This is a genomic window from Pseudodesulfovibrio tunisiensis (genome assembly GCF_022809775.1).
Classification (GTDB): domain Bacteria; phylum Desulfobacterota; class Desulfovibrionia; order Desulfovibrionales; family Desulfovibrionaceae; genus Pseudodesulfovibrio; species Pseudodesulfovibrio tunisiensis.
In genome coordinates this window covers 2,634,135-2,651,190 of sequence record NZ_CP094380.1, presented here as the reverse complement: position 1 = coordinate 2,651,190, position 17,056 = coordinate 2,634,135, and the positions used below count along the sequence as shown (strand labels likewise).

Here is a 17,056-nt window from a genome sequence, read left to right as displayed (position 1 = left end):
GCGGACAAAACCTCCCGGGTGCGGATTGCGTTTCCCGGGTCGATACCCTACTCTCCGCGCATGTCTTCACCGCTCGACGTTCTCCAATCCACATTCGGTTTCGATTCCTTCATCGGGCTTCAGGAGCCCGTGATCTCCCACATGCTTACGGGCGGGGATGCGCTGGTCCTCATGCCCACGGGCGGGGGCAAGTCCCTGTGCTACCAGATTCCCTCCATTCTGCGCCACGGAACAGGAGTGGTGGTATCGCCGCTCATCGCCCTGATGCAGGATCAGGTCAGCGGACTCACCCAGATGGGCGTTCGCGCCGCATGCCTGAATTCGTCCCTGAATGCGGAACAGGCGGGCATGGTCTGGCGCGATCTGCACGCCGGGAATCTCGATCTGCTCTACGTGGCTCCGGAACGTCTGTGCCGACCGGATTTCCTTCATGAACTGAGTCAGGTGCCCATTGCCCTGTTCGCCATAGACGAGGCACATTGCGTTTCCCAGTGGGGCCATGATTTCCGGCCGGAATATCTGCAACTTTCCGTATTGCGCGAACAGTTTCCGGGCGTGCCCCGGCTTGCGCTCACGGCCACGGCCGATGGCCCGACCCGGCGGGACATCCTGCGGCATCTGCAACTGGACAACGCCGAAGTGTTTGCCACGGGATTCGACCGTCCCAACATCAGCTACACCATCCTGCCCAAGAAGAATCCCCAGCGCATGCTGTTGCGGTTCATTCAGGAGAATCATCCGGGCGACGCGGGCATCGTGTACCGCATCTCGCGCAAGAAGGTGGAAAAGACGGCCGCGTTTCTGGAAAAGAACGGAATTCCGGCCCTGCCGTATCATGCCGGGCTGAACAAGGAGACCCGCGCCGCGAATCAGGAACGGTTCATGCGCGAGGAAGGCATTGTCATGGTCGCCACCGTGGCCTTCGGCATGGGCGTGGACAAGCCCAACGTACGATTCGTGGCGCATCTGGAGCCGCCCAAAAGCCTTGAGGCCTTTCATCAGGAAACCGGACGCGCCGGACGTGACGGCCTGCCTGCGGATTCCTGGATGTGCTTCGGTTTGCAGGACATCGCCATCATGCGCTCCATGATCGAAAACGGCGAGGCAGATTCGGAACGCAAGCGGATTGAGCATCGCAAGCTGGATTCGATCTTTGCACTGCTGGAAACCCCGGGCTGTCGGAGACAGGCTCTGCTCGGCTATTTCGGCGAGGACATTCCGCCCTGCGGCAATTGCGACAACTGCCTGCATCCCGTGGAAACATGGGATGGCACGGTGGCGGCGCAAAAGGCACTGTCCAACATCTTTCGCACCGAACAGCGGTTCGGGGCACGTCACCTGGCCGATGTGCTGGTGGGCAACACCACGGAACGCATCCGCCGTTTCGGACATGATGCAGTGTCCACCTACGGCATTGGCAAGGACATGAGCGTGGAACAATGGCAGTCCGTGTACCGCCAGCTTGCGGCAGCCGGACTGCTGACCGTGGACATGGAGGGCTTCGGCTCGCTCAAGCTGAACGAGCAGAGCTGGCCCGTGCTGCGCGGAGAACGGGAAGTGCGGTTCCGCACGGACCCGGTCCTTCCCAAGCGGAAAAAGGCGGCCAAGCGGACCAAAGCCGTGCGGCTGGCCCAAGGCGACGTGCTGTCCACGCCCGAGGCCGAAGCCCTGTTCGAGGCATTGCGCACGGAACGGCTGCGCATTGCCCGGGATCAGGAGGTACCGCCCTATGCCATCTTCCCGGACCGTACCCTGCTGGAAATGGTGCAGTATCGCCCGCGCGATCTGGATGAAATCGGACTCATGTCCGGCATGGGCTCGCTCAAGCACAAGCGGTTCGGCCCGGATTTCGTGGACGTGCTCAGAAACCATGAAGCCGAAAACGGCAGGCCCGACACCGTGCCGCCCCTGCCCGAGGACCGTGCGGAAAAACGCGAGAAGCGACGCGAAAAGGCCAGGACCCTGTCGGAAACCGCCCGGGAAAGCCTGACCATGTTTCGCGATCTCGGCGACGTGGAAGCCGTGGCCGATGCGCGCGGCCTCAAGTCCTCCACGGTCTGGGCCCATCTGGGCCAGGCCTGTGCACTGGGTGAAATCGCGGTCGAGGACGTGGTGAAGCTGCCTGACGACGAATTGCGCCACATCCGCAACACCCTGTCCGTGTTCCGCTCCAAGGGCGTGGTTTCCATGACACCGGCTCACGAGGCGCTGGAAGGCCGCTATTCCTTTGATGTTCTGCGCGTGATCCGCTCCTCCATGTAGCCGTGTTTCCCTTTTCATTGCGGCATGGTGTTGAACGTCCGCAAAAAATGGGGTCTTCGGCAGTTGCTGCTCGGCCAACCTGCTGCAATTTCGGCATTTCCCGTTTGCTCAAGGCCGTGTTCTTCCTTGGGTGCGAGGTTTTCACCCGGGCAGGCAAGGCGATTTTCTGCTCGTCTGCCCTTTCGAGGCGCAAAAATTCCGGGCAAAGAGAGCAAAACTCGTTCGAACAGTCCATGAAAAAGCCTTTGGGCCAAAAAAAACGCATTTTTTTTCATTTTCCCTTTTGAAGGTTTGAGTTTCCATTCTCCAAGCCGTTTTTCCCACCTGATCCTGATCAATGCCCGGGTATCACAGACGATAGTCCCACGTAAGCTCGCGAATATTTGCTTTTTCCATCTACCTCCCCCTTTGTCATTCGTTGAAACGCATTATTTTGGCGTTCGTGCTGATTCCCGGCAATGAAAGACGGTTTCCAGCACTGAAAAAACGGATTCCGCGCATGAAATTCTGCGCTGGTTTCAAATTGTATCGCTTTTTTCACTTTCAAACGCTTTTTTTGCAAAGCAAAAAGTCTATTTTTGCCATTTTTGTTATAAAAATGGTAGTGACAACTGGTCAAAGCACTGCTAATGGTCAAAAACTTCAAATTTACCGCTATGTGTAGGGAGAGAACATGACGAATTGGCCAAAAAGTAATGACGTTCTTGGAAGCGCGAATCGAGGCAATGCCATCGAATCCGGGTTGTGCACTCTTTGCCGGGCGGACTGTCAGGGGAAATGTGAAACCTGGCTCTCCTCGCTCCGGGGACGCGAAGTGCTGTATCCTCGCGACTTCGGTCTGGTCACCGCTGGCAGCGGCAACACGACCCATGTGGGCGTGTCCTACAACTCGCTGCGCGTGCAGGGGCTGAACTACGGTGCCATGGGCTCCAACGGCACGGAACAGGATCTGCTGTTCACGGACGTGAGTCTGGAGACCGAGTTCGGTGCCAAAGAAAAGACCAAGTGCCGCGTGCCCTTCATGACCGGTGCACTCGGTTCCACCTTCATCGCCGCCAAGTACTGGGATGCTTTTGCCATCGGCTGCGCTCTGGTGGGCGCGCCCATCGTGATCGGCGAGAACGTGGTCGGCGTGGATCGCAAGTCCGAGATCAGGAACGGAAGAATTTCCAAGGCTCCCGAGCTGGAGCGCCGCATCGACACCTATATGCGGTATTATGACGGGTATGGCGCGATCATCGTGCAGATGAACGTGGAGGATACCCGCAACGGCGTGGCCGAATACGTTGCCGAAAAGTACGGCGACAAGGTCATCCTCGAACTGAAGTGGGGGCAGGGCGCCAAGAACATCGGCGGCGAGATCGAGGTCACCAGCCTCGAATACGCCACCTTCCTGAAGAAGCGCGGCTATCTGGTCGATCCCGACCCGGAAAAGCCCGAGGTGCAGGAAGGCTTCAAGCGCGGCTCCATCAAGCATTTCGCACGCCACAGCCGTCTGGGCTACACCAACCTGAACACCTATGCCCAGGTGCACGACGAGTTCATGACTTCGGTCAACTACCTGCGCAAGCTCGGATTCAAGCGCATTTCCCTGAAGACCGGCTCCTACGGCATGGAAGCGCTGGCCATGGCCATCAAGTTCGCGTCCGAGGCCGATCTCGACCTGCTGACCATGGACGGCTCGGGCGGCGGAACCGGCATGAGCCCCTGGAACATGATGGAAAGCTGGGGCGTGCCCTCCATCCTGCTGCATGCCAAGGCGCATGAATACGCCACCCGTCTGGCTGCCCGCGGCAAGCGCGTCGTGGACATGTCCTTTGCCGGCGGCTTTGCCAAGTGCAGCAACATCTTCAAGGCGCTCGCCATGGGCTCGCCCTACACCAAGCTCATCTGCATGGGCCGCGCCATGATGATTCCGGGCTTTCTCGGCTCCAACATCGAGGGCGTGCTCTACCCGGACCGCCGGGAAAAGGTGCACGGCAACTGGGACAAGCTGCCCGCCGGCGTTGCCCGCTACGGCCAGACCCCGGAAGAGATCTTTGCCTGCTATCAGGACGTGCAGAAGAAGGTGGGTCAGGAAGAGATGAAGAACGTGCCGCTGGGCGCAGTGGGCATCTGGTGCCTGGTGGACAAGCTCTCCGCCGGCCTTCAGCAGCTCATGGCCGGAGCGCGCAAGTTCGAACTGGACCAGATCAGCCGCAACGACATCGCCTCGGGCAACCGCGAAACCGAACGCGAGACCGGCATACCTTTCATAACCGACGTCATGGACGAGACAGCCAAGAAGATTCTCGACATGTAGTTCAGTCGGTTCTGGAACACTCCGCCAAGAGACCCGCGCCCCGGCGCGGGTCTCGGCGTTTCAGGGGAGGACGGGACCATTCCCTGTTCCCCCAAATTCTCAAGACGGAATGGGGATCCAAGGGGCCCTGCTCCTTGGCGGGTCCGGGCAGAGCCCGGCCCCCCGGGAGGGTCGCCGAAGGCATTGAAAAAAGGCCGGGACTGATTTCCAGTCCCGGCCTTTTTCGATTGATATGTGCGGCAGCTACATGACGCGGCAGCCGTCTTCGGTGACGAGCACCTGGTATTCCCAGCGGATGCCGCCCCATTTGATGTCGTAGAGGCCGGGCTCCACGGTCACGACCATGCCGGGCTTGAGGATGCCCTTGGCAAGTCGGCTCAGGCTCGGGGGTTCGTGGGTCTCCAGACCAACGCCGTGTCCGAGTCCGTGGGTGAAGAGATCGGCCACGCCTGCGTCCTCGAAGACCTTGCGGGCGACCTTGTAGGCTTCCACGTATTCGAGGCCGGGCTTGATCACGTCGATGGCGGCCTGCTGTGCGCCACGCACCAGATCCATGGTTTCGCGGAAACGGTCGGACGGCGTGTCCCCGATCCAGAAGGTACGGGTCTGGTCCGAGTTGTAGCCGTGCAGGCGACAGCCCGCGTCGATGAGCACCAGATCGTTTTCGCGGACCTTTTCGTTGCCGGGCCGGGCATGCGGCAGGGCCGCGTTCGGGCCGACACCCACGATGGTGGAGAAGGCGAGTTCCTCGGCACCGTTTTCGCGGAAGAAGCGTTCCACTTCCCGGGCCACTTCGACTTCGGTCTGGCCGGGCTGCAGAAAGGTTGCCATGTGCTCGAACATTTCGTGGTTCAGGCGCATGGCGTCATCCATGAGCCGGATTTCCTCGGCATCCTTGATGATGCGCAGTTCCTCGACAAGGCCGTCAATGGCCGTGAGGGACACGTGCTCGATCAGGCGTTCGTGGTCGAACAGGTGAAAGGCCTTGGGCTCGAACGCGAGATTCGAGACCTTGTGGTCCTTGAGGAATCCGCCCACGGTGCCGAACTTGTCGCCCGTGTACACGCAGATGTTTTTCGGGTCCCAGACCTGTGCCGCCGCATCCGAGTAGCGGGGATCGGTGAAAAGATAGTCGTCGCCGTCCGCAGTGATCACGAGCCAGCCCGAGGACTCGTTGCACTGGGCGTCATGCAGCTCGAAGCCGCTCAGATAGAAGCGGTTGGCCGCATGGGACACGAGCAGGGCCGGGATTTTCCGTTCCGAGAGCAGCTGCTTGAGATTTTCCCTGCGCTGCCGGTAGATCGCATTTTTCATAAGAGCATCACTTCCATGAGTAGGTGGTTTCCGGTTCGCCGGCGACCATGCGCTGCGCCCATTCCACGCCCTGCATCACGGAGTGGTCCATGTTGGCCACTTCGTACTTCCAGCCGCCGAAGCGGCCGCGCGAATAGATGTCCAGCGCCTCCAGCCTCGGCTGGATCGCGGCAAGGGCACTGTTTCGTTGCAGGCAGGGCACGGGGTAGCCGTAGTCCACGGCAATTTCCCATTTCGTGACGATGTCGGGAACGCGTCCCGCATCGAGCATGTCGCTGTTTATCAGACCGGAGATGGTCCGGTCCATGAGTTCATCCAGATTTTCCGGCTTGTGATCCGACCAGGAAGTCTCGCACATGAACGCGAGCTGCTCCCCGGGACGAGCCACGTTGTTCGGAGAATAGTTGTGGAAATTCGTCACCCTGTAGAACGGGGAATCGCTTTCCGGGAAATACATCCAGCATCGGGAATTGTGGTCCGCCTCGCTCTGCATGTCCAGCCCGACCCCGCCGACGTACACGGAATTGTGCGTAAGCCGGGCAGCGGCCTCCCTGAGTTCGGCATCGGGCGAGATCAGCCATTTCCCGGCCAGCAGATCAAGGGGCGCGGTGTTCAGAAGAAAGTCGTATTCCACGACCTCGCCCTGCACCGTGCGCACGGTCCGGGCTGCCGCGTCGATTTCCACGACCTTCTGCCCATAGCGGATGCGGTCTTCCAGCCGTGCTGCCTGTCTGCGGAAGATTTCCCCGGTGCCCCCGTGCAGAGGGAATTTGAACGTGCTGTTCGGCCCCCACGCCACATCGTCACACTCTCGGAGGATTCGTTCCAGCACCATTTTCAGATCAACCACACTGACCCGCTCGCCGATCCATGAATACTGCATGAGTTCGAGCGGGGTGGCCCAGACCTTGAAGTTGTAGGGCAGCATGAAATATCGGGCAATGCCCGGGCCGAACACGTGCAGAATCCATTCGCGAAAACTGGTCGGGGGCTCCTCGGGACGGTTGCCGGGCAGCAGGCCCTCCACGCATTCCCAGCGCGGGCCTTCGGGCAGGTGGCGCACGTTGTTCTGGAAGGGATACGGCACCCATGAGGAACAGGTGCGCACCCAGGATTCCCGCTGGTGCTCCAGCCGTTCGTCACCAAGCAAGTCGTCCATGAGGTCGTCGAAGTATTTATAATGCGAAAATACCACATGCCCGCCAATATCCCACGTAAAACCGTGGGAGTCGGTAAAGCTGGCGGCAAGGCCGCCTGCGTGGTCGTGGCGTTCCAGAATCAGGAAGTCGTCTTCCCCGAGTTCCCTGAGCCTGCGGGCCGCGCCCAGTCCGGTGGGGCCTGCCCCGATGATGAGATATTTCGTTTTCATGGATGTCTCCGCATGGTTTCCGGGGGAATAATTTGCCAATCGGGAGAAATAATCAAGTAGTGTGCCACCGGAGGAATGTTGCAGGTGTCACTCAGGTTTTGCCTGCGCGTCACGCACCCGTAACACGGTTTTGCTAGTTGTTTTCCACGCAAATGAGGCCGACCAGACCCCAAAATATTCTGAGGAAGGACAACATCATGAAAAAACTGAGTGTTTTTGTACTGACCGTCGTGTTTGCCATTGCTTCCACCGTGGCCTTTGCCGGCCAGATTCGCGTCAAGGGCTCCACCACCGTGGACCCGGCCATGAAAAAGCTGGTGGCCGCGTATCAGAACAAGACCCCGGGCGTGACCTTTTCCATCTCCGCCACCGGCTCGGGCGACGGAGCCAAGGCCATCATCAACGGCACCGCGGACATCGGCATGATGTCCCGCGACATGAAGTCTGCCGAGGCCGAAAAGTGCAAGGCCAACGGCGTGACCCCGGTCCAGTACGTGATCGCCCTGGACTGCCTCGTGCCCATCGTGCATCCCTCCAATGCAGTGAACGGCCTGACCACGGCTCAGCTCAAGGACATCTATCAGGACAGGATCCGCGACTGGAAGGACGTGGGCGGCAACAAGGGCATGATTGCGCTGTTCTCCCGCGAGACCAATTCCGGCACCTACGAGGTGTGGCACAAGAAGGTCATGAAAAAGGAAGACGAATTCGAGATGGTCTCCCGCATGCCGTCGAACGCGGCCATGGCCGCCAAGATCGCGGGCAACAGGAAGGGCATCGGCTACGTGGGGCTGGGCTTCCTGAATCCCAGAATCAAGCCGCTGACCGTGGACGGCGTGGAAGCCAACATGCAGAACGCCATCAACAAGTCCTACCCCCTGTCCCGCGGCCTGAATCTCTATACCCGCGACACCGTGTCCGCCGAGGCCAGGGCGTTCATCGACTTCACGCTGAGTCCGGAAGGCCAGAAGCTGATCGAGGAAGCCGGATTCGTTCCGGTCAGGTAGCGGAATCGGCCTGAACAGACAGACAAACGCGCTTCCGCCAGGACGTTCGGCGTCCCGGCGGATCGGCGCGCCCAAGGACGGCTTATGCTGAACAGACATGCCAGGGAAAAAATCATCAAGGGCTTTTTCTTCTGCTGCGCCAGCCTTTCGATCATTGCGCTGGGCCTGATCATGTACTTTCTGTTTTCCGAGGCCCTGCCCACATTCACGGGCTTCGACGCCGTGGGCGAACATCATGCGGGCGTGCCCATCCTCGACTTCATTTTCGGGGACAAGTGGAAGCCGGTTTCCGAGACGCCGCAATGGGGCATTCTCCCGCTCATCGCCGGGTCCGTATGCGTGACCGCACTCTCTTCGCTCATCGCCATTCCGCTGGGCATCATGACCGCCATCTATCTGGCCGAAATCGCGCCCAACAAGGTGCGGGAAATCGTGAAGCCGCTCATCGAGCTGCTCGCGTCCCTGCCTTCGGTGGTCATCGGCTTTTTCGGGCTGGCCGTGGTGGCTCCGGTCATGCTGGAACTGTTCGACATCCGTTTCGGGGTCAACATGCTCAATGCCTCGATCATGCTGGCATTCATGGCCGTGCCCACCATCACCTCGGTGGCCGAGGACGCGATTCATTCCGTACCGGGCGAACTGCGCGAAGGCTCGCTGGCCCTTGGCGCGACCCGGTTCGAGACCATTGCGCGCGTCGTGCTGCCCGCATCCCTGTCCGGTCTGTCCACGGCCGTGATTCTGGGCATGTCCCGATCCATCGGCGAAACCATGGTCGTACTCATGGTGGCAGGCGGCGCAGCCATGATTCCGGGATCGATCTTCGACCCGGTTCGGCCCATGCCCGCAAGCATAGCCGCGGAAATGGGCGAGACCAGCTTCGGTCTGGAAATGCACTATTTCGCGCTGTTCGCCATTGCGCTGGTCCTGTTCGCGATCACGTTCCTGTTCAACCTGCTGGCCGACCACATTGCGCACAAGTACAAGCAGGTCGGCTCGGCGTCCCTGTAGGATTTTTTCATTTCAACGCCACCACAGTGGCGGAGGAGCAATGACGGAAATGACCGAAGCAAGCGTGAACATGACCGGTTCCGAACACGCGGCCCGCCACCTGTTCCGGCGCAAGGCGACCCAGGAGGTCTGGTTCGGGCTGTTCCGCGTGGCCGTGGCCCTGAACGGTCTGGCCCTGTTCACCATCGTGGGCTACATGGTCTACTACGGCCTTCCGGCCATCAGTTGGGATTTCCTGACCGGCATGCCCACGGAAGGCGGGCTGGCCGGAGGCATCTTCCCGTGCATCGTGGGCACGTTCTACCTGAGCATGGGGTCCATGATCCTTGCCCTGCCGCTGGGCGTTGCCGCAGCCATCTACCTGCACGAATACGCACGCCCCGGGCTGGCCATGCGCATCATCCGGCTCTGCATCAACAACCTTGCGGGCGTGCCGTCCGTGGTGTTCGGCCTGTTCGGCATGGCGTTCTTCGTGGCCAGCCGCGATCTGGGCGGTCTCGGTTTCGGCGTGTCCATCCTGTCCGGCTGCCTGACGCTGGCCGTGCTCATCCTGCCCGTGATCATCGGCACGTCCGAGGAGGCGCTTCGGTCCGTGCCCGACACCTACCGCGAAGCCTCGCTCGGCCTTGGCGCGACCAAGTTCCAGACCATTTTCCGGATCGTGCTGCCTTCGGCCCTGCCCGGCATCATGACCGGGTCCATCCTCTCCATCAGCCGTGCGGCCGGAGAAACCGCAGCCATCATGTTCACGGCAGCGGCCAGCTACAATCCGACATTGGCCAGATCCATCTTCAACGAGGTCATGGCCCTGCCGTATCAGATATACACCCTGTCCGTGTCCTCCACGGACCCGGAAGCCACCATGCCGCTTCAGTACGGCACCTCGCTGGTGCTCATTGCCCTGGTGCTCGGCATGAACCTCGTGGCCATCGTGCTGCGTTCCAAACTGCGCAGGAAGATGTCCAAATAGTTTTTCGCCTCACCCCGGAACCAGACCGGATCGCCAACATCGCGATTCGGGCTGTTCTGCGTGTGCCACGCTGATCAGGGTTGGCGGAGCCGCGAACGCGCGCCTCGTGCCAAGGCGGCGGAAAATCCCTTGAGCAGGGCGGAATCCAGTCCCCAGCTGTGCCAGTACAGGGGAATGGGCAGGACCATGTCGCCAACCAGATTGACCATGCGCCCGGCCCGGATGTGCTCCAGACAGTCCTCGTCCGGCAGCATGCCGCTCACCTGTCCGGTCAGCACGAAATCCGGAAATTTGCCCGAGGACGGCACATACGCGGTGGGGTGGCCGGAAACCGTTTCCCCGAAGGCCTGCTCGAACAGCTTGACGTGCAGTTCATCCTTGCGGTTGTACAGCATGATCGGCGCGTGCGCCGCAGCCTCCCGGGTGAATCCGTTCGGAAACCAGCGCGTTGCATACGCCGGTGTGCCGCACAATCGATAGTCCATCACCCCGAGAAATTCCACGCGGCAGCCCTGAAACGGTTCGGGCCGCGCGCTCACGCAGCCCAGCACCTCGCCGCCGCGCAACAGCTTGTGGGTCTCGTCCTGATCATCCACGGACAGATCCAGCAGCACGGATTCCGCCTCCAGAAAATCCTGCACCGCAGGCAGGAACCATGTGACCAGGCTGTCCGCGTTCACGCCCACGGGCAGGACCGTGAACCCGCTGCTGCCCGGGCCGATGGTCGAGGCAAGGTCGTCCTCCAGCCGCTTGACCTGTCGGTAATGCCGAAGCATGTCCCGGCCCGCCGGAGTCGGACGCGGTGGGGTGGAACGCACCAGCAGGATGCGGCCGGACTGTTCCTCCAGCTGCTTCACGCGCTGGGACACGGCCGACTGGGTCAAGTGCAGGGACTGGGCCGCCTTTTCGAATCCGCCGCAACTGACCACTGCGGCGAATGCTTCCACGAGTTTGTAATCGAGCATGAGGAAGTATTAGCAGAACTACTGCATCATGCGAACAATGAATTTCCCTTACGGCCCGGTCCGAGCTATGCACTCGTCCAGAACATCATTTCGGAGGAGAAACATGGTTTCCACGGCATATGTGCAGGGTTTGGCAATGGGCGGAGGGTTGATCGTGGCCATCGGCGCGCAGAACGCGTTCGTGCTCACGCAGGGGGTGCGGCGCAACCATCCCCTTGCCGTGGCCCTGCTCTGCATCCTGTGCGACGCGGTGTTCATTTCCCTTGGCGTATCCGGTGTGGGGACTGCTGTGGCCGCGAATCCGATTCTCGGTGAAATAGCGGCATGGGGCGGTGCGCTTTTCCTGTTCTGGTACGGCTGGGGGGCCATGCGGTCCGCGATCCGGGGCGGGCGGCTGGAAATCGGCACGGATCAGGGCGACACCCTGCGCCGGACTCTGGCCATGACGCTGGCCGTGACCCTGCTCAACCCGCATTTCTATCTGGATACCGTGGTGCTCATGGGCAGCATCAGCGGCCAGTATCCCGCGCCCGACCGCTACTGGTTCGGGTCCGGGGCCATAACCGCATCCCTGATCTGGTTTGCCTGTCTCACACTCGGCGGCGGCCTGCTTGCCCCGCTCTTTCGCAAGGCCGTCACATGGCGCGTGCTCGACTCCGTGGTCTGCCTGACCATGTGGTATCTCGCTCTTTCCCTGACCAGAAGTGCACTTGCCGGAGGACTTGGCGTGGCCGGATAGGAAAATGCGCGCGGATGACCTGTTCCACATACGGATTTACGTCCGTGGGGATTTGCACTATGGGAACACGGAGGCGGGAGCAACGTTTTTCGCGGTCCAATCCAACAAAAAAGCAGGACATTCGACATGCGCATTTCCGACAGACTGGCCAGGATCAAGCCGTCCGCAACGCTGGCGGTGAACGCCAAGGCACAGGAACTCAAGGCGCAGGGCAGGGAAATCGTGAGCCTTGCCGTGGGTCAGCCCGATTTCGGCACGCCGCCGCACGTATGCGACGCAGCCAAGCAGGCTCTGGACGAAGGCTTCACCAGATACACCCCGGTTCCGGGCATTCCCGAGCTGCGCGAGGCCGTGGCCGGGTATTACGATCGGTTCTACGGAGCAAAGGCCGAGGGCGCCAACACCATCATTTCCAACGGCGGCAAGCAGGTGCTCTACAACCTGCTCATGGCCCTGATCAATCCGGGCGACGAAGTGCTCATCCCTTCGCCCTACTGGGTGAGCTATCCGGCCATGGTCCAGTTGGCCGAGGGCGTTTCCGTGTTCGTGCCCACCACCCCGGACCAGCATTTTCTGGTTTCCGTGGATGATCTGGAACAACTGCGCACGGATCGCACCCGCGTGCTGATCCTGAACTCGCCGTCCAACCCCACGGGCTGCTGCTACACGCAGGCCCAGCTCGACGACATTGCGGCGTGGGCGCGGCAGCATGACGTGTTCATCATTTCCGACGAGGTCTATGACCGGCTGGTGTACGATCCGGCCACTCCGGCCTCCCTGTCCAAGCTCTGGGAGGCGCATCCGGAGTCCATCGCCATCGTGGGCGCGCTGTCCAAGTCCTTCTGCATGACGGGCTGGCGCGTGGGCTACGCACTGGCGCACGAGGAACTGGTCAAGGCCATGGTCAGGATTCAGGGCCAGTCCACCTCCAACATCAATTCCGTGACCCAGAAGGCGGCGCTGGCCGCGTTGTCCGGCTCCTGGGATATTCTGGACGACATGAAAAAGGCGTTCGTGCGCCGCAGGGACATGGCCTACGACATCATTGTCAATGGCTGGGGCGCGACCTGTCCCAAGCCGGACGGCGCATTCTATCTGTTCCCGGTCCTCAAGCAGTTCTACACCCCGGAAACCCCGGATTCCGCGTCCATGTGCACCAGGATTCTGGAACAGGCCGGCGTGGCGCTGGTCCCGGGTTCCGCGTTCGGCGACGACGACTGCATCCGCTTTTCCTATGCCGTGGACGACGACGTGTTGCGTTCCGCGCTGGACAAGGTCGGCAAGGTGCTGACCGGCAAGTAGCCCCTGCACTGCCGAAAGAAGACAGGACAGGCCCGGAATCGTGCGATTCCGGGCCTGTTTTCATTGGATCGGAGGGGGGAATGCCTTCGGCGACCCTCCCGGGGGGCCGGGCTCTGCCCGGACCCGCCAAGGAGCAAGGCCCCTTGGATCCCCATTCTGTCTTGAGAATTCGAAGAGGCCGGATACATGCCCTGTCGGGACATGCATCCGGCCTCTTCGAATTCTCAAGACGGGTTGGCTTCAAAGGATATATTTGTTTTTCTCTCTTTGCCTGTTTCCCCTGAGTTCTTTTCTTCGATAGCGAAAACTTCCGCTCTTCCGCAGCTCCCTACGCCGCCAGACGAGCCGGACAAGTTCCCTCATCCCTTGCAGGCGGCGTAGAACCAGAAAGTTTCGGAGAGTCCAGAGAACCCCTTTTCAAAGGGTTCTCTGGTCGCCGAAGGCATTCTTCCTCCGAAAAGACGGGAAATTTCTCATCACATGAGGTAGGGTGGAAGGCAATATCCATCAGTCGACGGGAGGCGCGATGCTTTGGCTGCACCCCATTCTGCAGGTTCTGGCCACGTTCGTGGCGCTTTATGCCGGGTATCTCGGAATGGAGCGTTTTTTGTCCCGGCACCTGGGCAAACGGACGCAATTTCTGTGGAAACGGCATGTGGTGGTCGGAAAGATCGCCCTGTGCACCTGGCTGGCGGGATTGGGCGGTGGCATGTTCGCGGCCAAGCTCAAGTGGTCCGTGATGCTGGTCACGGGTCAGCATTACAAGGTCGCGTTTCTCATGCTTCCCCTGATCCTGTTCGGGCTGGCTTCGGGGCTGTACATGGACAGGTGGAAACGGAAGCGGCTGGTTCTGCCCCTGCTGCACGGGCTGGGCAATCTTCTTCTGCTGTTTCTGGCGTTCTACCAGTTCCGCACGGGCTGGGCCGTGATCCGCGATTTCATTTTATGACGGTCCTAGTCCCGGACGAACGAGGTCACGATGGACATGGCTACCGTGATGATGAGGATCACGAGCAGGATGTTCGTGGTTTTCTGGCGATTGGCCGCGCGTTTGGATTTCGATGAAGTGATCTGGCCGGTTATGAACAGGATGAGCACAAGAATGATGATGAACTTGGTCAGAATGCCCACGCCTACCCCCGTATCCAGATGATGCCTGCCTGACGGCCCGTGATCGGGTTCCCGCCCATGCACGCCTTGCGATAGGAAAAATAGGTTTCGCACCGGGTCCGGGTGCACAGGTCCACGCCGAAGATGCGATCCGGACGCAGCCCCGCGTTTTCCAGCTGGTCGCGCGTCAGCCGCCACAGGTCCATGGTCCGGGTTTCCTCGTTGAAGTAGTTCCGGAACTTCGGGCCGAAATCCGTTTCGAAATTCACGAATTCCGCAGCATCCGGTCCCAGACTCGGGCCGCGCACCGCAAAGATGTCTGCCGGGTCCAGACCGTAGTGGTCGCAGAACCGGGCCACGCCCGATCCCGGAAAATCGCACAGATTGCCGCGCCAGCCCACGTGCAGGGCCGCCACGTGCCGACCGTCCGCATGGGCCAGCAGCACGGGCTGACAGTCTGCGGTCTTGATGACCAGAGCCTGCCCGGGCCGGGCCGTGGCCAGTCCGTCCCCGTCCAGTGTGGCACGGGCCTCGGGCGCGTCCGGGGCCGGGTCGAAATGCATTGCATCCCCGTGAATCTGGTTGCATTCGGTCCATGATTGCAGGCCGAGCCGATCGGCAAGCAGAATGCGATTGCGGGATACGGCCTCGGCCTCGTCACGCACGTCATAGGACAGATTGGCTCCGTCATGCGGCGGCTCGCTCACTCCGCCCAGGCGGGACGTGAACGCACAGCAGACAGCGGGAATGCCGGTGAAATGAAACGGGGTATACGCTATGGGCGCCATAGTTCGCGATCCGTGCAGACAAGGGTTACGGGCTGGTCCCACTCTTCGGTGGGCAATTCGTCGACAAGCTGGAAATCATGGGCAATGCCCACGGAAACGGTTGCGCAAAAATCCTCCGAGGCCAGCAGGCGGTCGTAATAGCCGCCGCCGAAGCCCAGACGGAAACCGTGACGGTCGAACCCCACGCCCGGCACCAGCACCATGTCCGGACAGCAGGACTGCACGGCCGGGCAGGCCTCGGCATCCGGTTCCATGATGGAATACATGCCCGGCGTCAGGTCGCATTCCCGATTCACGCAGGCCAGGTCCATTTCCCCGGGCCGGTCCGGTATGCAGCGGGGCAGAAGCACGCGCACTTCGCGCTGCCACAGGTCGGCCATGAGCGGCCGGATGTCCGGTTCGTTGCGCACGGGCCAGTAGAGCAGCACTTCCCGGGCATTGCGCCACGCATCCAGCGAACGGATGCGTTCCACCACGCGCAGGCTGGCCTCGCGCACGGTTTCGTGCGTCAGCCCCTGTCGCCTGTCCAGAAGCGATTTGCGCAGATTTCCCTTGCTCTTCATACGCTTTCATCTACCACGCCCGGCCCGGACAATCCAGCGCGGGCAGACTCGGCCCCTGCCGGGATCACGGTTCGGACCGGATTTGCGTTCATCGTCTTTCAAACCGATCGGATATTCCGTATGGTGTCCGCGCAATCGAAAACCAAGGAGAGTGGATATGGAATTGCTTGCTTCCCAGATCAACGGATATATGGATCACGCATCCTGGATCAGGAAGATGTTCGAAGAAGGCATCAAGATGAAGAAACAGTTCGGCGAGGACGCGGTCTGCGACTTCAGTCTTGGCAATCCGGACCTGCCGCCGCCGCCCGCCATTGCCGAGGGGCTGGCCGAGCTGGCCGAGCATGCGGACGAGCCGTTTTTCATGGGCTACATGCCCAACTTCGGCTATCCGGACGTGCGTCAGGCCCTGGCCGAACAGGTCTCCCGCGAACAGGGCATGTCGGTTGCCGGGGAGAATCTGGTCATCACCTGCGGCGCAGCCGGTGCGCTGAATGCGTTTTTTCGCGCCGTGCTCGATCCGGGCGACGAAGTGATCACGCCCGCGCCCTATTTCGTGGAATACGGCTTCTACTGCGAAAACCATCAGGCCACGCTCAAACCCGTGCCGTCCAAGCCCCTGACCTTCGAGCTGGATCTGGAAGGCATCAGGGCCGCCCTGACCGACCATACCCGCGTGGTGCTCATCAATTCGCCCAACAACCCCACGGGCGCGGTGTATTCCCGCGAGGAACTGGAAGGTCTGGCCGCGATTCTGGAGGAGCACAACAAGGGACGCAAGCGGCCCGTGTTCATTCTGGCGGACGAGCCCTACCGCTTCCTGTCCTTTGACGGTGCGGAAGTGCCGAGCCTGCTCGACATCTATCCCTATTCCGTGGTGTGTTCGTCCTTTTCCAAGAACCTGTCCATGGCAGGAGAACGCGTGGGCTATGCCTGCGTGAACCCGGTCATGCCGAACTGGGACGCCATGGTTGCGGCCATTGTCATGACCAACCGCATTCTCGGGTTCGTCAATGCCCCGGCCCTTGCCCAGAAACTGCTGCGCAAGGCGCTCGGCAGCGGCGTGGACAAGAGCATCTACGAGGAACGGCGCGCGGCCATGGCCGAGGTGCTGGACAACGCGGGCTACAAGTACACCATGCCTCGCGGCGCGTTCTACTTCTTCCCGGAAGCCCCGGGCGGAGATGACGTGAAGTTCTGCAGCGTGCTTCAGGAACAGCGCATCCTGGCCGTTCCCGGCACCGGATTCGGCTATCCCGGCTATTTCCGGCTGTCCTTCTGCGTGCCCGAAGTCATCATCCGCAGGGCGCGGAACGGCTTTGCCAAGGCCATGGAAAACATGAAGCAATGAAGATGT

16 protein-coding genes are annotated in these 17,056 nt (G+C 60.9%); 9 read left to right on the top strand and 7 right to left on the bottom strand.

Features of this window, described 5'->3' with window-relative positions; translation table 11 throughout:
- Nucleotides 1–60 precede the first annotated feature (60 nt).
- Nucleotides 61–2,262: a DNA helicase RecQ gene (gene recQ / locus MPN23_RS12760; RefSeq protein ID WP_243544575.1), complete on the top strand. Its 2,202-nt coding sequence runs from the start codon at nt 61–63 to the stop codon at nt 2,260–2,262.
- A gap of 14 nt (nt 2,263–2,276) precedes the next feature.
- Here recQ and MPN23_RS12755 read toward each other — a convergent pair whose 3' ends face one another.
- Nucleotides 2,277–2,600, bottom strand: coding sequence for a hypothetical protein (locus MPN23_RS12755; protein WP_243544574.1), 324 nt, complete (start codon nt 2,598–2,600; stop codon nt 2,277–2,279).
- Nucleotides 2,601–3,469: 869 nt separating this feature from the next.
- Between MPN23_RS12755 and MPN23_RS12750 the strand changes: the two genes are divergently transcribed.
- Complete coding sequence (locus MPN23_RS12750) at nt 3,470–4,564, top strand: glutamate synthase-related protein (RefSeq protein WP_424450075.1); 1,095 nt, start codon at nt 3,470–3,472, stop codon at nt 4,562–4,564.
- A gap of 243 nt (nt 4,565–4,807) precedes the next feature.
- Here MPN23_RS12750 and MPN23_RS12745 read toward each other — a convergent pair whose 3' ends face one another.
- Together MPN23_RS12745 and MPN23_RS12740 are read right to left on the bottom strand one after the other, a co-directional pair.
- Nucleotides 4,808–5,878 carry a M24 family metallopeptidase gene (locus tag MPN23_RS12745; RefSeq protein ID WP_243544572.1) on the bottom strand — a complete coding sequence of 357 codons (1,071 nt, stop codon included), beginning with the start codon at nt 5,876–5,878 and terminating at the stop codon, nt 4,808–4,810.
- Nucleotides 5,879–5,885: 7 nt separating this feature from the next.
- Entirely contained in the window at nt 5,886–7,247 is a 1,362-nt protein-coding gene (locus MPN23_RS12740) for a protoporphyrinogen/coproporphyrinogen oxidase (RefSeq protein ID WP_243544571.1), read from the bottom strand.
- A gap of 197 nt (nt 7,248–7,444) precedes the next feature.
- On the opposite strand from MPN23_RS12740, the gene MPN23_RS12735 reads away from it, so the two are divergent.
- From MPN23_RS12735 to pstA, 3 genes are all read left to right on the top strand, one after another.
- Nucleotides 7,445–8,254, top strand: coding sequence for a phosphate ABC transporter substrate-binding protein (locus MPN23_RS12735; protein ID WP_243544570.1), 810 nt, complete (start codon nt 7,445–7,447; stop codon nt 8,252–8,254).
- 84 nt (nt 8,255–8,338) lie between these two features.
- On the top strand, nt 8,339–9,262 hold the full coding sequence (pstC, locus tag MPN23_RS12730; protein ID WP_243544569.1) for a phosphate ABC transporter permease subunit PstC: 924 nt from the start codon (nt 8,339–8,341) through the stop codon (nt 9,260–9,262).
- A gap of 49 nt (nt 9,263–9,311) precedes the next feature.
- Nucleotides 9,312–10,232 (top strand): phosphate ABC transporter permease PstA, encoded by a 921-nt coding sequence (gene pstA, locus MPN23_RS12725; protein WP_424450074.1) that lies wholly within the window; start codon nt 9,312–9,314, stop codon nt 10,230–10,232.
- A 74-nt stretch (nt 10,233–10,306) separates the two neighbouring features.
- Here the strand turns inward: pstA and MPN23_RS12720 are convergent, their stop codons facing one another.
- Nucleotides 10,307–11,197: a LysR family transcriptional regulator ArgP gene (locus MPN23_RS12720; RefSeq protein ID WP_243544567.1), complete on the bottom strand. Its 891-nt coding sequence runs from the start codon at nt 11,195–11,197 to the stop codon at nt 10,307–10,309.
- A 103-nt stretch (nt 11,198–11,300) separates the two neighbouring features.
- Here MPN23_RS12720 and MPN23_RS12715 point away from each other — a divergent pair, with 103 nt between their 5' ends.
- The 3 genes from MPN23_RS12715 (at nt 11,301) to MPN23_RS12705 (ending at nt 14,187) form a co-directional block, all read left to right on the top strand.
- Nucleotides 11,301–11,936 carry a LysE/ArgO family amino acid transporter gene (locus MPN23_RS12715; RefSeq protein ID WP_243544566.1) on the top strand — a complete coding sequence of 212 codons (636 nt, stop codon included), beginning with the start codon at nt 11,301–11,303 and terminating at the stop codon, nt 11,934–11,936.
- A gap of 126 nt (nt 11,937–12,062) precedes the next feature.
- Nucleotides 12,063–13,238 carry a pyridoxal phosphate-dependent aminotransferase gene (locus MPN23_RS12710; protein WP_243544565.1) on the top strand — a complete coding sequence of 392 codons (1,176 nt, stop codon included), beginning with the start codon at nt 12,063–12,065 and terminating at the stop codon, nt 13,236–13,238.
- 526 nt (nt 13,239–13,764) lie between these two features.
- Entirely contained in the window at nt 13,765–14,187 is a 423-nt protein-coding gene (locus tag MPN23_RS12705) for a DUF4079 family protein (RefSeq protein ID WP_243544564.1), read from the top strand.
- 5 nt (nt 14,188–14,192) lie between these two features.
- Here the strand turns inward: MPN23_RS12705 and MPN23_RS12700 are convergent, their stop codons facing one another.
- Genes MPN23_RS12700 through MPN23_RS12690 form a run of 3 tightly spaced genes read right to left on the bottom strand, consistent with a single transcriptional unit; the run spans nt 14,193 to nt 15,699 of the window.
- Complete coding sequence (locus MPN23_RS12700) at nt 14,193–14,369, bottom strand: hypothetical protein (RefSeq protein ID WP_243544563.1); 177 nt, start codon at nt 14,367–14,369, stop codon at nt 14,193–14,195.
- Between the two features lie 2 nt (nt 14,370–14,371).
- Nucleotides 14,372–15,136 (bottom strand): purine nucleoside phosphorylase YfiH/LACC1 family protein, encoded by a 765-nt coding sequence (locus tag MPN23_RS12695; protein ID WP_243544562.1) that lies wholly within the window; start codon nt 15,134–15,136, stop codon nt 14,372–14,374.
- Nucleotides 15,124–15,699 carry a 5-formyltetrahydrofolate cyclo-ligase gene (locus tag MPN23_RS12690; protein WP_243544561.1) on the bottom strand — a complete coding sequence of 192 codons (576 nt, stop codon included), beginning with the start codon at nt 15,697–15,699 and terminating at the stop codon, nt 15,124–15,126. Before MPN23_RS12690 ends, MPN23_RS12695 begins: the two co-directional genes overlap by 13 nt.
- A gap of 157 nt (nt 15,700–15,856) precedes the next feature.
- Between MPN23_RS12690 and MPN23_RS12685 the strand changes: the two genes are divergently transcribed.
- Nucleotides 15,857–17,050 carry a pyridoxal phosphate-dependent aminotransferase gene (locus MPN23_RS12685; RefSeq protein ID WP_243544560.1) on the top strand — a complete coding sequence of 398 codons (1,194 nt, stop codon included), beginning with the start codon at nt 15,857–15,859 and terminating at the stop codon, nt 17,048–17,050.
- The last annotated feature ends 6 nt before the right edge of the window (nt 17,051–17,056 follow it).

Excerpts from the sequence above, each read along its gene's own strand:
- MPN23_RS12710 (WP_243544565.1), top strand. The coding sequence starts at position 12,063 with ATGCGCATTTCCGACAGACTGGCCAGGATCAAGCCGTCCGCAACGCTG.
- MPN23_RS12750 (WP_424450075.1), top strand. The coding sequence starts at position 3,470 with ATGCGGTATTATGACGGGTATGGCGCGATCATCGTGCAGATGAACGTG.
- pstC (WP_243544569.1), top strand. The coding sequence starts at position 8,339 with ATGCTGAACAGACATGCCAGGGAAAAAATCATCAAGGGCTTTTTCTTC.
- MPN23_RS12740 (WP_243544571.1), bottom strand. The coding sequence starts at position 7,247 with ATGAAAACGAAATATCTCATCATCGGGGCAGGCCCCACCGGACTGGGC.
- recQ (WP_243544575.1), top strand. The coding sequence starts at position 61 with ATGTCTTCACCGCTCGACGTTCTCCAATCCACATTCGGTTTCGATTCC.
- MPN23_RS12685 (WP_243544560.1), top strand. The coding sequence starts at position 15,857 with ATGGAATTGCTTGCTTCCCAGATCAACGGATATATGGATCACGCATCC.
- MPN23_RS12690 (WP_243544561.1), bottom strand. The coding sequence starts at position 15,699 with ATGAAGAGCAAGGGAAATCTGCGCAAATCGCTTCTGGACAGGCGACAG.
- MPN23_RS12715 (WP_243544566.1), top strand. The coding sequence starts at position 11,301 with ATGGTTTCCACGGCATATGTGCAGGGTTTGGCAATGGGCGGAGGGTTG.
- MPN23_RS12705 (WP_243544564.1), top strand. The coding sequence starts at position 13,765 with ATGCTTTGGCTGCACCCCATTCTGCAGGTTCTGGCCACGTTCGTGGCG.
- MPN23_RS12745 (WP_243544572.1), bottom strand. The coding sequence starts at position 5,878 with ATGAAAAATGCGATCTACCGGCAGCGCAGGGAAAATCTCAAGCAGCTG.
- MPN23_RS12735 (WP_243544570.1), top strand. The coding sequence starts at position 7,445 with ATGAAAAAACTGAGTGTTTTTGTACTGACCGTCGTGTTTGCCATTGCT.
- MPN23_RS12720 (WP_243544567.1), bottom strand. The coding sequence starts at position 11,197 with ATGCTCGATTACAAACTCGTGGAAGCATTCGCCGCAGTGGTCAGTTGC.
- pstA (WP_424450074.1), top strand. The coding sequence starts at position 9,312 with ATGACCGAAGCAAGCGTGAACATGACCGGTTCCGAACACGCGGCCCGC.
- MPN23_RS12695 (WP_243544562.1), bottom strand. The coding sequence starts at position 15,136 with ATGGCGCCCATAGCGTATACCCCGTTTCATTTCACCGGCATTCCCGCT.